The sequence below is a fragment of the Neobacillus niacini genome (assembly GCF_023715785.1).
Taxonomy (GTDB): Bacteria; Bacillota; Bacilli; order Bacillales; family Cytobacillaceae; genus Neobacillus; species Neobacillus niacini_E.
The window spans coordinates 1-440 of the sequence record NZ_JAMBOX010000079.1; the positions used below are offsets into that span (position 1 = coordinate 1).

A 440-nucleotide genomic window follows, 5' to 3' on the forward strand; every position below is an offset into this window, starting at 1 on the left:
GTGTACCAAATCGCTGGTAGTGGGCAAATGCATTTGCCGAGTCATTGTCAATAACGCATGGGCAATGGGGTGACGACTACCCACTTCAAGGCTCGCTGCAATACTTAAAAAATGGTTTTTTATCTCGTCTTCGTTTTTGGCGTCATCTTCAGTAAAATCCACTGACGGATTTTGTTTAACACCATACGACACATCCAGCGTTTCAATCGCCATCAAATTGGGTTGACCGTACGTCAATGTACCGGTTTTATCAAACGCCACATGGGTGACTTCAGCGAGTGTGGTAATGGTATGCCCGCGCGTCGCTAAAAACCCCAGGCTTGCTAATCGATTGGTAGAAACGGTTAATGCAATGGGCGTGGCCAATGACAAGGCGCAAGGACAAGTAGCGACCAATACGGCAACCGTTGCCCAAATGGCATGACTCGGCTCAATAAAAT

1 pseudogene is annotated in these 440 nt (G+C 47.3%); it reads right to left on the minus strand.

Going from position 1 to position 440, the window contains the following annotated elements:
• Window positions 1-440: pseudogene (locus M3234_RS28930) on the minus strand (hypothetical protein); the annotation flags it as partial.